The sequence below is a fragment of the Flavobacterium sp. TN-1 genome (assembly GCF_052828645.1).
This window is the reverse complement of record NZ_CM128253.1, coordinates 415,654-431,477: the sequence shown is the minus strand read 5'-3', so window position 1 is coordinate 431,477 and position 15,824 is coordinate 415,654. Positions and strand designations below refer to the sequence as shown.

The window sequence follows — 15,824 nt, the reverse complement described above, 5'->3', positions numbered from 1 at the left end:
TTTTAATTTCCCGATTCCCCCTTTGGGGGTTAGGGGGCTGATAATATGAAAGTAACCATAGACGGACAATCGATAGAAGTCGAACCAGGAACAACCATCCTGCAAGCGGCTCGTATGATAGGAGGCGAGAGTGTGCCCCCTGCGATGTGTTATTATTCGAAGTTAGAAAAAACTGGTGGTAAATGTCGCTGTTGTTTGGTGGAAGTGACCAAAGGTAGTGATGCAAACCCAACTCCTATGCCTAAACTTGTTGCCTCTTGTGTAACAGGTGTTATGGATGGTATGGAAGTGAACAGTAAAAATTCGACTCGTGTGGAAGAAGCACGTAAATCGGTAACGGAATTTTTGTTAATCAACCACCCATTAGACTGTCCTGTTTGTGACCAGGCGGGTGAGTGTGATTTACAAAATTTAAGTTTCCAACACGGTAAATCGGAAACGCGTTTTATTGAAGAAAAACGTACGTTTGAACCAGAAGATATTGGGCCAAACATTCAATTGCACATGAATCGTTGTATTTTATGTCAACGATGTGTGGCAGTTGCTGACCAATTAACAGACCACCGTGTACATGGGGTAATGGACAGAGGTGACCATGCAAATATCTCTACTTGTATTTCTAAAGCTATCGACAATGAAATGTCAGGAAATATGATTGATGTTTGTCCCGTAGGTGCTTTAACTGATAAAACATTCCGTTTCAAATCACGTGTTTGGTTTAGTAAACCTTATGATGCGCACAGAGATTGTGACAAATGTTGTGGAAAAACAACGGTTTGGATGTTTGGTAATGAAATCCAACGTGTAACGGGTCGTAAAGATGAATTCCATGAGGTAGAAGAATTTATCTGCAATACATGTCGTTTTGACAAAAAAGAAGTTAAAGATTGGACAATTGAAGGCCCTCGTAAATTCGAGAAGTTCTCGGTTATCAACCGTAACAAATATGCGCTTAATGCTCCAAAAGTGGAAATCCAAACGGAAGACCACATTTTATTTGGACGTGAGCAAGACCGTAAGAAAATTAGTATGACCAATGTTCCTTTAGAGAACAACGATAATTCAAATCAATAAGCAATGGAACAAGCATTAATTATAGAAAAAGGAATTATCATCGTAGCTGTTTTTGCCATCACTATGTTGGCAGCTATGTACACTACGTTAGCAGAACGTAAAATTGCAGCTTGGTTACAAGACCGTATCGGTCCTAACCGTGCGGGTAAAGGAGGTATTTTACAACCCTTAGCCGATGGTTTAAAACTATTTGCCAAAGAAGAGTTTATGCCTGATACACCTAATAAATTTTTATTCATATTAGGTCCTGCAATCTCTATGAGTATGGCATTAATTACTAGTGCTGTGTTACCTTGGGGGGATTCTATCCAAATTTTTGGAAGAACTGTAGTGCTTCAAGCAGCTGAATTAGATGTGTCCATTTTATACGTATTTGCTGTGTTATCTATCAGTGTTTACGGAATTATGATAGGAGGATGGGCATCAAACAACAAGTATTCTTTAATGTCTGCTTTACGTGCATCATCGCAAATGATTTCTTATGAAGTTGCAATGGGGTTATCCATTATTGCAGTAATTATGATGAATGGAAACTTAAGTTTGAGAGAAATTGCCAATCAGCAACACGGTATGAACTGGAATGTTTTTTACCAACCTTTAGGCTTCATCATTTTCTTAGTATGTTCTTTTGCCGAAACGAACAGAACTCCTTTCGACTTAGCAGAATGTGAAGCTGAACTTATTGGTGGTCACCATACAGAATATTCATCTATGAAAATGGGATTCTATTTATTTGGTGAATATGCGGCTATGTTTGTTTCTTCAGCTATTATTTCTATCTTATATTTTGGAGGATACAATTATCCTTTCATGGATATGGTTGCTGAAGCTTTAGGGCAAAATGCTGCGAACATCATTGGAATCATGGCTTTGTTTGCTAAAATATTATTCTTCATCTTCTTCTATATCTGGGTTCGTTGGACTATTCCTCGTTTCCGTTATGACCAGTTGATGAATTTAGGTTGGAAAATGTTAATTCCTTTAGCGATTGCTAATGTGGCAATAACAGGAATTGTGATTGTCATAGCTGATAATATGTAATTTTTGAGGCTTCTATTTGGCTTCTTAAATTTTAAAAGAAATATTTAATAACGCCAAATATAATAGTATGAGCCAAAATGAGATTACAATTCCAGATGAAATTATTTCTAACAAAATATATTTCATAAGAGGTCAAAAAGTTATGTTAGATAAAGATTTAGCAGAACTTTATCAGGTTGAGACTAAAAATTTAAAACGCCAAGTAAAAAGAAATATTGAACGTTTTCCTGAGGATTTCATGTTCGAACTTAGTGAGGAAGAATTTGAAATCTTGAGGTGCCAAATTGGCACCTCAAGTTGGGGAGGTACAAGATATAGACCGATTGCTTTCACTGAAAATGGCGTTGCGATGTTGTCTAGTGTGCTTAATAGTCCAATAGCTATTAAGATGAATATTCAAATTATTAGAGTGTTCACTAAAATTCGTGAAGCCTTATCAGATAATTTGAACATTAAATTAGAAATAGAAGAGATTAAAAAGAAACTTTCAAATCATAGTAAAAACATCGAGCTAGTATTTAACTATCTAGATGAGTTGATTGAAAAGAAAGATAATACAAAAGAAAGAACCCAAATAGGTTATAAAAAGTGATAAAATGTCAATAGAAACCATTTCATTATCAGGAAGAAAAAAGGAGGTCTCTAATAAGAAGATGACTTTCTGGGAAAGCTTGTATCTGGTTGCGATTGTGAAAGGATTGTTTACAACGATTCGTCACTTGTTCAAAAGAAAGGTTACCATTAAGTATCCAGAACAAGTACGTCCGTTCAGTCCAGTTTATCGTGGACAACACATGTTGAAACGCGATGAGCAAGGTCGTGAAAATTGTACGGCATGTGGTATGTGTGCCGTAGCTTGTCCAGCAGAAGCAATTACCATGACAGCAGCCGAACGTAAAAAAGGAGAAGAGCATTTGTATAGAGAAGAAAAATATGCTTCAACGTATGAAATTAATATGTTGCGTTGTATTTTCTGTGGGTTATGCGAGGAAGCTTGTCCTAAAGATGCGATTTATTTGACAGAATCAAAAGTGATTGTAAAATCAGCATCAAACCGTGAAGACTTTATTTACGGGAAAGATAAATTGGTAATGCCATTAGATATGGCTATTAAGAACTCAAAAACAAACTAAAATGTCGATAATTACACTTTTCTATATTTTAGCGGCGATTACTCTTGCTACGGGTTTCATGACTGTAGTGAGCAAGAATCCTATCCATAGTGCCATTTATTTGGTATTGTGTTTTTTTAGCATTGGTGGGCATTACTTGTTGTTCAATGCACAATTCTTAGCCTTAGTGCACATCATTGTATATGCGGGAGCTATTATGGTTTTGATATTGTTTACCATCATGTTGATGAACTTGAACAAAGAAAATGAACCCAATAAGGATATGTTATCTAAAATATCCGCTACCCTTGCTTTTGGATTATTATGCTTTGTGTTGTTAGCTACTTTTGTAAAGGCTATGCCTAAAATTCAGGAGTATAAAAACACAGGAGCGGATTTCCAATCTATCAAAGTTTTGGGTAAAGTATTGTTAAATGAATATATGGTACCTTTTGAATTTGCTTCTGTATTGTTATTAGTCGCTATGATTGGTGCTGTATTATTGTCTAAAAAAGATAAATCAATTCAATAAGATGGAGAGTATTTTATCACAAATAGGAATTGAAAATTACATATACTTAGCAGTATTACTGTTCAGTATTGGAGCTTTTGGTGTGTTGTACCGTCGTAATGCCATTATTATGTTTATGTCGGTTGAAATTATGTTGAATGCGGTTAACTTATTGTTAGTTGCTTTTTCAACCTATCATCAAGATGCACAAGGACAAGTTTTTGTATTTTTCTCCATGGCCGTTGCTGCTGCAGAAGTGGCCGTAGGATTGGCTATCTTGGTTTCTATCTTTAGAAATACAGGTTCGATTGATATAGATAATTTAAAGAATTTAAAAGGGTAAATACTAATGGAAAAAAATTTAGCTTTAGTATTATTGTTAGCACCTTTATTTGGATTTTTAGCCAATATATTTTGGGGTAAAAAAGCAGGTAAAGGATTTGTAGGACTATTAGGAACATTATCTATTTTAATTTCCTTCTTTGCTACCACGTATTTTTTCACGTTAATACAATCGACTGGAAAAGGAGTACAAATTGACTTATTCCAATGGATTTCTTTGGAAAAATTCAACATTAACTTTTCGTTCTTGTTAGACCAATTATCTGTTTTATGGTTACTATTCGTAACCGGTATTGGTACACTTATCCACATGTATTCCGCTAGCTATATGCATGACGATGAGAATATGTATAAGTTTTTTGCTTACTTAAATCTATTCGTATTCTTTATGATTACGTTAGTAATGGGTAGCAACTTATTGATTCTTTTCATTGGATGGGAAGGTGTAGGTTTATGTTCTTATTTACTTATCGGATTTTGGTATAAAAACCAAGAGTATAATGATGCTGCTAAAAAAGCATTCATCATGAACCGTGTTGGAGATTTAGGTTTATTAATCGGTATCTTCATCTTAGCTTATGTTTTTGGAAGTTTAGAATATTCAGAAATCGCTAAAGGTATTTTTGAAAAAGGATTGGCTGTTAAAAATGCAGGATTACTATCGGTTGCCGCTTTATGTTTGTTCATTGGAGCAACGGGTAAATCAGCGCAGGTGCCTTTATATACATGGTTACCTGATGCGATGGCGGGACCAACGCCTGTTTCAGCCTTAATTCACGCTGCAACCATGGTTACCGCAGGTATTTTTATGGTAACGCGTTTAAACTTTGTCTTTGATTTAGCACCATCGGTACAACAAATCATTGCTATTATAGGTGCTGCAACAGCAGTTTTAGCAGCAGCTATTGGGTTAGTACAAAACGATATCAAAAAAGTATTGGCTTATTCTACCGTTTCTCAATTGGGATTAATGTTCTTAGCTTTAGGATTAGGAGCTTATGAAGTAGCCGTTTTCCATGTAATTACACATGCTTTCTTTAAGGCTTGTTTGTTCTTAGGTTCTGGTTCAGTTATTCATGCTTTACATGGTGAGCAAGATATGCGCAACATGGGTGGTTTGAAAAAAGTGATGCCTATTACATATATGACCATGATGATTTCTACCTTAGCCATTTCAGGTATTTTCCCTTTTGCTGGTTTCTGGTCAAAAGACGAAATCTTGATGACTGCTTTCCATGGTAGTAAAGCTTTATGGGTAGTGGGTTCAGTCGCTTCAATAATGACCGCTTTCTATATGTTCCGATTGATGTATTTGACTTTCTTTGGCGAATTTAGAGGAACAAAAGAACAAAAGAAACATTTACACGAAAGTCCAAAGTTAATCACTATTCCTCTGATGATTTTAGCGGCTTTAGCTGTAGTGGGTGGTGCTATTAACTTACCTGGTAGCACTTGGTTATCGCATTATTTAGCTCCATTATTCCACAAAGCACATGAAGCGCATCATTTAGATGGTACTGCTTATATGTTAATGGCAATTGCTACAGTAGGAGCTTTAGTTGGAATTTATTTAGCGTATTCAAAATATATTGCCAAAAAAGAAGTACCTGTTCAAGACGAGCAGTTACAAGGTTTTGCTAAGGTTGCTTACCATAAATTCTATGTAGATGAAATCTATGAAGCGGTTATTGTTAAACCTATCTATAAATTATCTCATTTCTTTAGAAAATATACAGAAGTATTTATTTCAGAAATTATATTCAGTTTTGCTAAAATAGCAGAATTATTAGCCAATCAAGGAAAATTAATTCAAAATGGAAATATAGGAGTGTATTTACTAGCCTTTGTAATAGGACTATCTTCCATTTTGATTTATATATTTTTAGTTTAATACAATAGTACAATGAACGTATCATTTTTACTTGTTTTATTATTATTCGGATCAGTTGCAACTTATTTATCAGGAAATAAGTTAGCAAAAAGGGTAGCTCTTACTTTTAGTTTAGTTGCCACCGTATTTTCTTTTTATACATTAAATATTTTTCAAAGTGGTGCAAATCCTAGTTTTATAGAACAATGGATTCAATATCCTAATGTATATGTTGCATTTGAAGTAGATGGTTTGTCACTAGCTATGATTCTATTGTCAACTACACTTACCTCAGTAATTGTGTACTCGTCTTTTGGAAATTCATTTGAAAATAGCAAAGTATTTTATTCTTTAGTCGTTTTTATGAATTTTGCAATGGTAGGTACTTTTTTAAGTGCAGATGGTTTATTATATTATATCTTTTGGGAATTAGCATTATTGCCTATTTATTTCATTGCTTTGTTATGGGGTAATGGAGATTTAGAAGAGCGTAAGCGTGCCATTATGAAATTTTTTGTATTTACTTTAGCGGGCTCTCTGTTTATGTTAGCAGCTTTTGTATATCTATTTCAAAAAGCAGGATCTTTATTATTAGCTGATTTATATGCAATTCGATTGACTGAAAATGAGCAATTTTGGATTTTTTTAGGATTCTTCTTAGCTTATGCTATTAAAATTCCAATTTTCCCTTTTCATACTTGGCAAGCAAATACGTATCAAAAAGCACCTGCTGTAGGTACGATGTTATTGTCAGGTATCATGTTAAAAATGGGATTGTATAGTGTTATCCGTTGGCAATTGCCATTAACACCAATAGCGGCAAAAGGAATGATCAATATATTATTAGTCTTAAGTATTATTGGTGTAGTGTATGGCTCTATTGTTGCTTTAAAACAACGTAATTTGAAGAAATTATTAGCTTATTCTTCGCTAGCACACGTTGGCTTAATCGCTGCATCAGCGTATACACTTTCGTTAGATGGATTAAGAGGGGCTGTTCTGCAAATGATTGCACACGGTTTTGTAGTAGTAGGTTTGTTTTTTGCAGCGGAAGTTATTGAAAGACGTTTTAATACACAAGAAATTGCAGAAATGGGAGGTATTCGTATACAAGATACAAAATTTGCTTCTCTATTTATGATTGTTATGTTAGCATCGGTTGCATTGCCATCAACCTTTAATTTCATTGGTGAATTTACTGCTTTATACAGTATTTATAATGTAAATATTGTATTTGCAGTGACAGCTGGTACAACTATTATATTAGGTGCTTTTTATATGCTTAAAATGTTCCAAAATGTAATGTTAGGTGAAGCAAATACCAAATCTTTTGCCGCTGTAACTACGCAGGAAATTACTGTTTTCGTTATATTGATTGTTGTTTTATTATTTTTTGGTTTATATCCGAAACCAATTAATGATTTAATTACTCCAGCATTAAAAGAGATAGTTTTAAAAATTAATAATATAAATTAAATTGAGGTTTTGTTTTAGTTTTTAAAAATTAAAAACATATATCTTAAATCATTATTATAGATGAATACATTAATTGCTATATCAGGATTAGGAATAATTGTTATGTTAGCTGAAATGCTAAATGCAAGAAAAGCTATTGTGCCTTTAACCATTGTAGGGCTATTGGTTATTTTAGGTTTTAACATTTCTGAGTACAACCTATTAGGTACCTATTTAAACAACATGATGTTTGTAGACCGTTTTTCTGTCGCTTTTTCTAGTTTGTTTATCATAATTACGATCTTTCTTATTGCTATGGGAGGTGAGTTTTATAAAGAAAAAATGACTAGAATTTCTGACTTTGTATCCATAAAAGTTTTTCTTTTGGCAGGTGGTGTAACCATGGTGTCTTTTGGTAATTTAGCAATGTTTTTTCTAGGAATTGAGATTCTTTCTATTTCATTGTACGTTTTAGCAGCAAGTAACCGTACAAATTTACGTAGCAATGAAGCAGGAATGAAATACTTTTTAATGGGAGCCTTTGCTTCTGGAATTATACTTTTTGGAATTGCCTTGATCTATGGTGCTACAGGAAGTTTTGATTTGCAAACAATTTATCAGATTATACATACTACTACTTACCCTCAATGGTATAATATTGGTTTGATATTTGTTTTGATAGGAATGCTTTTTAAAGTAGCAGCAGCTCCTTTTCATTTTTGGTCGCCTGATGTTTATGAAGGCTCTCCTGCACTTACGACAGCCACCATGAGTACTTTAGGAAAAGTGGTTTCTATGGCAGCTCTATTTAAATTAATTACTTTATTAGTCCCTTTTCAAACCTATCATTTTCAGATGTTAGTAGTGGTTGTTTCAATAGCCTCTATGATGATTGGAAATATTATGGCATTACGTCAAAACAATGTAAAACGTATGTTGGCTTTTTCAGGTATATCTCATGCAGGTTTTATGTTAATGACTTTAATTGTGCCTAATTTTGCTGCCAATATACTATTTTATTATGCCACAGCTTATACTATTTCAGGATTAGCTATTTTTGCTATAATTTTATATGTAACAAAAAGAAAAGAAAATGAAACTATTGATCTTTTTAATGGTTTAGGAAAGACACACCCTGTTGCAGCTTTAATTGTAACAACTTCATTACTCTCTATGGCGGGTATTCCTATTTTTTCAGGTTTTTTTGCTAAATTCTTTCTATTTAATCAGGTTGTAAATTCAGGTTGGATTATTTTGGTTATTATAGCTGTTATTGCATCTATTATTAGTGTTGGGTATTATTTTAAATTAATTTTAGCAATGTATACCAAATCATCAAATAATACGAATGATCAAAAAAATGAGATACCTTTTGTTTATCTTTTTTTAGGAATTATTGGTTTAATTGCAAATTTAATAATCGGTTTCTTTCCAAATATATTACTAAATTTAATTAGGTAAAGGAAAATTAAAATTAAAAAGGGAAATATCTTAAATTCAGATATTTCCCTTTTTTATATAATAAATTCAGATCATATTTTGGGCTTTGTACTAGAGATAAAAGAGCATACTACCATTTAAACTTTGAAATTTTCTCATAATACTATTTTTTTATCCTTGAGACGGTCCAAAAAATTCGCAATCTTGTTATTTCGACCAAAGAGAGAAATCACGTAATTTTGATTATGAGACTCCTCCTTATGGAGTGACAAACTACATGTTGATCTAGACACCATCCTACCAAAAGCAATAAAAATTAGTGTTGGTTCTCGATGTGCTTTGGAATCGAACTAACGATGATTTCAATTATATACTGAACCATCTGTTCGAGTTGTTTTGAAATAAAAAAAACTATCCAGAATTTTACTTTTTAATCCAGTATATTTTAAGTTTAAATGGTATAAAAGTCATAGAAAAATATTTACATATATAATGAGCTTCATAAAACCAAAAAGATTTAAGAATACTTGATTTTTACGTGGTAATTTGAAACAAGTATTATTGTTTATTAGGTTTAATTAAAAAGGCATTAGGGTATTTTTTCTTTAAATCTGATAATTTTTTTTCAGCTTCTATTCGTGTTTTAAAATTGCCAACCCAAACTTTATAAATAGGAGTATGAAATACAATGGTTCCGTCTAAATTTTTGTTGTTTTTTCGAAATTCAATTAATGTTTTTTTAGCTTCTTCGTTTTCCCCTGTAAAAATTTGAATTTTAAAATAATCATAAAGAGGAATATTGTTGTTTATTTTTCTTTTTTCATTCAAAAGTTGTTCAAATCTTGGATCTTGTTGAATGTTTTTTTGTGGATTTTGTGCATTTATAGATAGACTAAAAAAAGAAGAAATACTGATGTAAAGTGCAGATTTACAAAATGTTAAAATATTCATAATAAGTCATTTTTTAAGCAAATGTAAGATATAATTAAAAAATAATACCTTTTAAATTATTTAGAACAATTATAAATTAATATTTAAGATATATTTAAGGTTTTGAGAATACTTCATAAGTCGTATTTTTGTCAGAGTTTTTTAAATGGTGTATTGTATTCGGTGCAATTTGTACTGTAGAAAATATGCCAAATTTAGATGATAACCATTTAATTTATGAAAAAGGTGGGAAACCATAAATCGTTTTTAAGAGTAGTAGCGTTAAATCTAGCGTTTCTATTATCTGTTTCTTTAAGTTCTTTTGCTCAAGAACCTGCTGCTGCGGCTCCAGCTGCTGCCGGAGATGCTGCTGCGGGGAAGGCTTTGTTTAACGCAAATTGTGCAGCATGTCACAAGTTAGATGCTAAAATGACAGGCCCAGCGCTTCGTGGTGTTGCAGAACGTCGTGATAGAGCTTGGTTAGGGCAGTGGATTAGAAATTCAAAAGGTTTAATTGCATCAGGAGATGCTGATGCTGTGAAAGTTTTTGAGGAGTTTAATAAGGTTCCAATGACAGCCTTTCCTCAGTTGTCAGATGCTGATATTGATAACATTATAGCCTATACTTCAGAACCTAAAGAGGAAGTTAAAGCACCAGCTGCTGGTTCAGCTGTAAATGCTGGAGCTACAGATTCTTCTGGTGTTTCTAATAACGTAGTGCTAGGATTGTTAGCAGTAGTGTTAGCGGTTTTAGTAGGAATGTTATATATGGTTTACAATACCTTACGTAAAATTTCAGCTGCTAATGGAGTAGAAGTAAAAGATCGTAAGTTGAGTCTGTTGCCTTTATGGAAATCATTTGCTAGAAACCAATTCTTAGTGTTGGTGTCTACCATTTTGTTGATTTTAGTGAGTGCTTATTTCGCTTATGGTTATTTGATGCAAGTGGGTGTAGATCAGGATTATGCGCCAATTCAGCCTATCCACTATTCTCATAAAATTCACGCAGGTGATAATGGTATCGATTGTAAATACTGCCACTCTGCAGCTCGTACAAGTAAAAATGCGGGTATTCCTTCATTGAATGTTTGTATGAACTGTCATAAAAACATTTCTGAATTCCAAGGAGATAAAGATTCTACTTATGTAGAGTATACTAAAGAATTCTATACTGCTGAAATCCAAAAATTATACGATGCAGTAGGATGGGATAAAACAGCTCAAAAATATACAGGAAAACAAAAACCAGTTAAATGGGTTAGAATTCACAATTTACAAGATTTTGTATATTTTAATCACTCTCAACACGTTTCAGTTGCTGGAATTGAATGTCAAAAATGCCATGGTCCTGTAGAGACTTTTGAAATCATGAAGCAGCATTCTCCATTAACTATGGGATGGTGTGTGAACTGTCACCGTGAAACAGCAGTTAAAGTAGAAGGAAATGCTTACTACGAGAAAATCCATGCTGAACTTTCTAAAAAATACGGTGTAGACAAGTTGACTGCAGCGCAAATGGGAGGTTTAGAATGTGGTAAATGTCACTACTAATAATTTATTAAGAAGCTAATTTTTATATATAATATGTCATCAAACAAAAAATACTGGAAAAGTGTTGAGGAGCTAAACGAAAATAGCTCTATTGTTGAGACGCTTAGAAATAACGAGTTTGTTGAAGAAATTCCAACAGATGAGTTTTTAGGTGATGCTGCTACACTTGCATCGTCTAATACAACACGTCGTGATTTTCTTAAGTATGTAGGATTCAGTACAGCTGCTGCAACTTTAGCGGCTTGTGAAGGTCCAGTGCATAAGTCTATCCCTTATGTAGTTCAACCTGAGGAAATCATTCCTGGAATTGCAGATTATTATGCTACTTCATTCTCGGATGGTTTTGATTTTGCTAATATCTTGGTAAAGACCCGTGAAGGGCGCCCTATTAAGATTGAAAATAACAAAATAGAAGGTGCAAACTTCCATGCTAATGCTCGTGTTCATGCGTCTGTGTTATCGTTGTACGATAGCTTACGTCTAAAAACTTCGAAAATAGCTGGAAAAGAATCTTCTTGGACTGAAGCAAATGCTATGATTAAAGCTAGTATTGCTGAAGCAAAAACGAAAGGAGGTAAAGTGGTTCTATTAACTAATACTTCTGCTTCACCATCTACAGATCGTTTAATCGGTCAGTTCCTAACAGCTAACCCTAATGCAAAGCATATAGTATATGATGCAGTATCTTCATCAGAAGCATTAGATGCTTTTCAAATGGTTTATGGTGAAAGAGCTTTAGCAGATTATGATTTCTCTAAAGCAAATGTAATTGTGTCAATTGGTGCTGATTTCTTAGGAGATTGGCAAGGTGGTAGTTTTGATGCAGCTTATGCCCAAGGACGTATTCCTCAAAATGGTAAAATGTCTAAACATTACCAATTTGAAGCAAATATGACATTATCTGGTGCTGCTGCTGATAAGCGCGTTCCAATGACAGTTGCTGCCCAAAAACAAGCATTAGTTCAAATTTATAACATAATCACAGGTGCCTCTATAGGAACTTCAAATAATTCTGAAGTTGCAAAAGCAGCTCAACAATTAAAAGCAGCTGGAAGTAAAGGGGTATTGGTTTGTGGCATCGATGATAAAAATGCACAATTGTTAGTATTAGCAATTAACCGTGCGTTGTCAAGTGAAGCTTTCAATACAGGAAATACACGCCAAATCCGTAAAGGAAATAACGCAGATGTTAAACAATTAATTGCAGATATGAATTCAGGTGCTGTTCATACCTTAATTATGAATGGTGTTAATCCTGTTTATACTTTACACAATACTAAAGAGTTTACAGAGGCATTGAAAAAAGTAAAATTAGTAGTTACTTTTACAATGAAAGAAGATGAAACAGCTTTAAGTTCTACTATTGCTGTACCTACTCCTCATTATTTAGAATCTTGGGGTGATGTAAGCATCGTAAAAGGTAGCTATGCTATCACACAGCCTACTATCCGTCCATTATTTGATACAGTTCAATTCCAAGATGCTTTATTGTCTTGGACTGGAAATGGTCAGTCATACTATGATTATATCCGTGGTGCTTATACTGGTGCTAAAACTTGGAACCAATTAGTACATGATGGTATTGAATTTACAGTTTTACCATCTACTTCTGGTGCAAGTACTGATTTCAATGCAGCAGCAGCAGTTTTAGCAAATGCTAAATCAGCAGGTATGGAATTAGTGTTATACACTAAAACAGGTATGGGTGATGGGCAACAAGCAAACAACCCTTGGTTACAAGAATTCCCAGACCCAATTACACGCGCTTCTTGGGATAACTACATTACTATGTCTAAAGCTGATGCTGAAGGTTTAGGGATTGAAAACTGGAATGTTGCAAATGGTGGTTTGAATGGTCACACCGCTAACATCACTGTCAATAAAGTGAAGTTAGAAAATGTACCTGTTATGATTCAACCAGGTCAAGCTAAAGGAACTATCGGTTTAGCTTTAGGTTATGGTCGTAAAGCTTCTTTAAAAGAAGAAATGCAAGTGGGTGTTAACGCTTATCCTGTTTATACAAATTTTAATACCGTACAAAATATTTCGGTTGAAAAAGGAAATGGCGAACATGAATTTGCTTGTGTACAGCTGCAAAAAACCTTAATGGGTCGTAACGATATCATTAAAGAAACTACTTTAGAAATTTTTAATACAAAAGACGCTGCTGAATGGAATGTGATGCCAATGGTATCTCTAGATCATAAAGAAGTTCCTTCAACTTCAGTAGATTTGTGGGAATCTTTCGATAGAACTATCGGTCACCACTTCAATTTATCAATCGACTTGAATGCTTGTACAGGTTGTGGAGCATGTGTTATTGCGTGTCACGCTGAAAACAACGTTCCAGTGGTAGGTAAGTCAGAAGTAAGAAGAAGCCGTGATATGCACTGGTTACGTATCGACAGATACTATTCTTCTGAAACTACTTTCGAAGGTGATAACGAGAAAAAACATTCAGCTTCTGGTTTATTAGATTCAAGAAACAAATACATCGAGTTAGAATCTGCTTCTGAGAATCCTCAAGTAGTATTCCAACCCGTAATGTGTCAGCACTGTAACCACGCTCCTTGTGAAACAGTATGTCCAGTTGCAGCAACTTCACATGGTCGTCAAGGTCAAAACCACATGGCGTACAACCGTTGTGTAGGTACTCGTTACTGTGCAAACAACTGTCCTTACAAAGTGCGTCGTTTCAACTGGTTCTTATACAATAAGAATGAAGAGTTTAACTACCACATGAATGATGATTTAGGTCGTATGGCATTAAATCCAGACGTAAACTTACGTTCTCGTGGGGTTATGGAAAAATGTTCAATGTGTATCCAAATGACACAAGCTACTATCTTAAAAGCGAAAAATGAAGGTCGTGTAATTCAAGATGGAGAGTTCCAAACAGCGTGTTCTAATGCTTGTACGTCAGGAGCAATGATATTTGGTGATGTAAATGATAAAGAATCTCAGGTGGCTAAATTAGCAGCAGGAGAACGCTCTTACCATTTGTTAGAACATATTGGTACTCAGCCAAATGTGGTTTACCAAGTTAAAGTTAGAAATTAATATTAATTGAAATAAGATAAAGGATTATGTCGTCTCATTACGAAGCACCTATCAGAAAGCCTTTAGTACTTGGTAGCAAAAGCTACCATGATGTAACGGTAGACGTAGCTCGTCCTGTAGAAGGAAAAGCGAACAAACAATGGTGGACAGTATTTTATATCGCATTAGCTATGTTTCTTTGGGGAGCTAGCTGTATGCTATACACTATAACCGAAGGTATTGGTACCTGGGGGTTAAATAAAACAGTAGGTTGGGCATGGGATATTACCAACTTCGTATGGTGGGTAGGTATCGGTCACGCAGGTACATTAATTTCTGCCGTATTATTATTATTCCGTCAAAAATGGAGAATGGCTATTAACCGTTCAGCCGAAGCAATGACTATATTTTCAGTAGTTCAGGCTGGTCTATTTCCTATTATTCACATGGGACGTCCGTGGTTGGGTTATTGGGTGTTACCTATACCAAATCAATTCGGTTCGTTATGGGTGAACTTCAACTCGCCATTATTATGGGACGTATTTGCAATTTCAACATACTTATCAGTTTCATTAGTTTTCTGGTGGACTGGTTTATTACCTGACTTTGCTATGTTACGCGACCGTGCGGTAACTCCATTTACAAAACACATTTACTCTATATTATCTTTTGGATGGTCAGGTAGAGCTAAAGACTGGCAACGTTTTGAAGAGGTTTCTCTTGTATTAGCTGGTTTAGCTACTCCATTAGTACTTTCGGTACACACGATTGTATCATTTGACTTTGCTACTTCGGTTATCCCAGGATGGCATACAACGATCTTACCTCCGTACTTCGTTGCAGGTGCGATTTTCTCTGGATTCGCGATGGTAAATACGTTGTTGATTATCATGAGAAAAGTTTCTAACTTAGAAGATTATATCACGATCCAACATATTGAGTTAATGAATATCGTTATCATGATTACGGGTTCAATCGTAGGTTGTGCGTACATCACTGAGTTATTCGTTGCTTGGTATTCAGGAGTAGAGTATGAGCAATATGCTTTCTTAAACCGTGCTACAGGTCCTTACTGGTGGTCATACTGGGCAATGATGACTTGTAACGTATTCTCTCCACAGTTCATGTGGTTCAAGAAATTAAGAACGAGCATCATGTTCTCTTTCATCATCTCTATTGTTGTAAACATTGGTATGTGGTTTGAGCGTTTCGTAATCATCGTAACTTCATTACACCGTGATTACTTACCATCTTCATGGACAATGTTCTCTCCAACATTTGTTGATATAGGTATCTTTGTAGGTACAATTGGTTTCTTCTTTGTATTGTTCTTATTATATTCTAGAACATTCCCTGTAGTTGCTCAAGCAGAGGTTAAAACGATCTTGAAAACATCAGGTGATAACTACAAAGCAGATAGAGAAAAAAATGGTCATAATCACGATAATCACTAATAAGT

Annotated in this window: 13 protein-coding genes; 12 read left to right on the top strand and 1 reads right to left on the bottom strand. The window is 34.4% G+C overall.

Annotated features, from left to right (window positions below; translation table 11 throughout):
* Positions 1–45: 45 nt before the first annotated feature.
* From ACUXZJ_RS01715 to ACUXZJ_RS01675, 9 genes are all read left to right on the top strand, one after another.
* Positions 46–1,074, top strand: a complete 1,029-nt coding sequence (locus tag ACUXZJ_RS01715; protein WP_060381561.1) for a 2Fe-2S iron-sulfur cluster-binding protein — start codon at positions 46–48, stop codon at positions 1,072–1,074.
* Between the two features lie 3 nt (positions 1,075–1,077).
* Positions 1,078–2,115 carry an NADH-quinone oxidoreductase subunit NuoH gene (nuoH, locus tag ACUXZJ_RS01710; RefSeq protein WP_060381562.1) on the top strand — a complete coding sequence of 346 codons (1,038 nt, stop codon included), beginning with the start codon at positions 1,078–1,080 and terminating at the stop codon, positions 2,113–2,115.
* Between the two features lie 67 nt (positions 2,116–2,182).
* Entirely contained in the window at positions 2,183–2,707 is a 525-nt protein-coding gene (locus tag ACUXZJ_RS01705) for an ORF6N domain-containing protein (protein ID WP_060381563.1), read from the top strand.
* 4 nt (positions 2,708–2,711) lie between these two features.
* On the top strand, positions 2,712–3,248 hold the full coding sequence (gene nuoI / locus ACUXZJ_RS01700) for an NADH-quinone oxidoreductase subunit NuoI (protein ID WP_014164161.1): 537 nt from the start codon (positions 2,712–2,714) through the stop codon (positions 3,246–3,248).
* 1 nt (position 3,249) lies between these two features.
* Positions 3,250–3,759: an NADH-quinone oxidoreductase subunit J family protein gene (locus ACUXZJ_RS01695; protein WP_060381564.1), complete on the top strand. Its 510-nt coding sequence runs from the start codon at positions 3,250–3,252 to the stop codon at positions 3,757–3,759.
* A gap of 1 nt (position 3,760) precedes the next feature.
* Positions 3,761–4,081 carry an NADH-quinone oxidoreductase subunit NuoK gene (gene nuoK / locus ACUXZJ_RS01690; protein WP_060381565.1) on the top strand — a complete coding sequence of 107 codons (321 nt, stop codon included), beginning with the start codon at positions 3,761–3,763 and terminating at the stop codon, positions 4,079–4,081.
* 6 nt (positions 4,082–4,087) lie between these two features.
* The gene (nuoL, locus tag ACUXZJ_RS01685) at positions 4,088–5,971 is read left to right on the top strand and encodes an NADH-quinone oxidoreductase subunit L (protein WP_063743279.1); all 1,884 of its coding nucleotides are present in this window, start codon (positions 4,088–4,090) and stop codon (positions 5,969–5,971) included.
* Between the two features lie 12 nt (positions 5,972–5,983).
* The gene (locus tag ACUXZJ_RS01680) at positions 5,984–7,426 is read left to right on the top strand and encodes a complex I subunit 4 family protein (protein WP_060381567.1); all 1,443 of its coding nucleotides are present in this window, start codon (positions 5,984–5,986) and stop codon (positions 7,424–7,426) included.
* Between the two features lie 60 nt (positions 7,427–7,486).
* Positions 7,487–8,866: an NADH-quinone oxidoreductase subunit N gene (locus tag ACUXZJ_RS01675; RefSeq protein WP_063743278.1), complete on the top strand. Its 1,380-nt coding sequence runs from the start codon at positions 7,487–7,489 to the stop codon at positions 8,864–8,866.
* A gap of 537 nt (positions 8,867–9,403) precedes the next feature.
* On the opposite strand, the gene ACUXZJ_RS01670 is transcribed toward ACUXZJ_RS01675, so the two are convergent.
* On the bottom strand, positions 9,404–9,796 hold the full coding sequence (locus tag ACUXZJ_RS01670) for an SPOR domain-containing protein (protein WP_060381569.1): 393 nt from the start codon (positions 9,794–9,796) through the stop codon (positions 9,404–9,406).
* Positions 9,797–10,012: 216 nt separating this feature from the next.
* Here ACUXZJ_RS01670 and ACUXZJ_RS01665 point away from each other — a divergent pair, with 216 nt between their 5' ends.
* From ACUXZJ_RS01665 to nrfD, 3 genes are read left to right on the top strand one after another with little or no spacing between them, the layout of a single operon-like run.
* Positions 10,013–11,326 (top strand): c-type cytochrome, encoded by a 1,314-nt coding sequence (locus ACUXZJ_RS01665; protein WP_063743274.1) that lies wholly within the window; start codon positions 10,013–10,015, stop codon positions 11,324–11,326.
* Positions 11,327–11,359: 33 nt separating this feature from the next.
* Positions 11,360–14,386, top strand: coding sequence for a TAT-variant-translocated molybdopterin oxidoreductase (locus ACUXZJ_RS01660; protein ID WP_060381571.1), 3,027 nt, complete (start codon positions 11,360–11,362; stop codon positions 14,384–14,386).
* 26 nt (positions 14,387–14,412) lie between these two features.
* Positions 14,413–15,819, top strand: a complete 1,407-nt coding sequence (gene nrfD, locus ACUXZJ_RS01655; RefSeq protein ID WP_060381572.1) for an NrfD/PsrC family molybdoenzyme membrane anchor subunit — start codon at positions 14,413–14,415, stop codon at positions 15,817–15,819.
* Positions 15,820–15,824: the final 5 nt, after the last annotated feature.

What these genes read in the sequence shown, in the direction of transcription:
- ACUXZJ_RS01715 (WP_060381561.1), top strand. Translation starts at nt 46, where the DNA reads ATGAAAGTAACCATAGACGGACAATCGATAGAAGTCGAACCAGGAACA.
- ACUXZJ_RS01680 (WP_060381567.1), top strand. Translation starts at nt 5,984, where the DNA reads ATGAACGTATCATTTTTACTTGTTTTATTATTATTCGGATCAGTTGCA.
- ACUXZJ_RS01665 (WP_063743274.1), top strand. Translation starts at nt 10,013, where the DNA reads ATGAAAAAGGTGGGAAACCATAAATCGTTTTTAAGAGTAGTAGCGTTA.
- nuoK (WP_060381565.1), top strand. Translation starts at nt 3,761, where the DNA reads ATGGAGAGTATTTTATCACAAATAGGAATTGAAAATTACATATACTTA.
- nrfD (WP_060381572.1), top strand. Translation starts at nt 14,413, where the DNA reads ATGTCGTCTCATTACGAAGCACCTATCAGAAAGCCTTTAGTACTTGGT.
- ACUXZJ_RS01660 (WP_060381571.1), top strand. Translation starts at nt 11,360, where the DNA reads ATGTCATCAAACAAAAAATACTGGAAAAGTGTTGAGGAGCTAAACGAA.
- nuoL (WP_063743279.1), top strand. Translation starts at nt 4,088, where the DNA reads ATGGAAAAAAATTTAGCTTTAGTATTATTGTTAGCACCTTTATTTGGA.
- ACUXZJ_RS01695 (WP_060381564.1), top strand. Translation starts at nt 3,250, where the DNA reads ATGTCGATAATTACACTTTTCTATATTTTAGCGGCGATTACTCTTGCT.
- nuoH (WP_060381562.1), top strand. Translation starts at nt 1,078, where the DNA reads ATGGAACAAGCATTAATTATAGAAAAAGGAATTATCATCGTAGCTGTT.
- ACUXZJ_RS01705 (WP_060381563.1), top strand. Translation starts at nt 2,183, where the DNA reads ATGAGCCAAAATGAGATTACAATTCCAGATGAAATTATTTCTAACAAA.
- ACUXZJ_RS01670 (WP_060381569.1), bottom strand. Translation starts at nt 9,796, where the DNA reads ATGAATATTTTAACATTTTGTAAATCTGCACTTTACATCAGTATTTCT.
- nuoI (WP_014164161.1), top strand. Translation starts at nt 2,712, where the DNA reads ATGTCAATAGAAACCATTTCATTATCAGGAAGAAAAAAGGAGGTCTCT.
- ACUXZJ_RS01675 (WP_063743278.1), top strand. Translation starts at nt 7,487, where the DNA reads ATGAATACATTAATTGCTATATCAGGATTAGGAATAATTGTTATGTTA.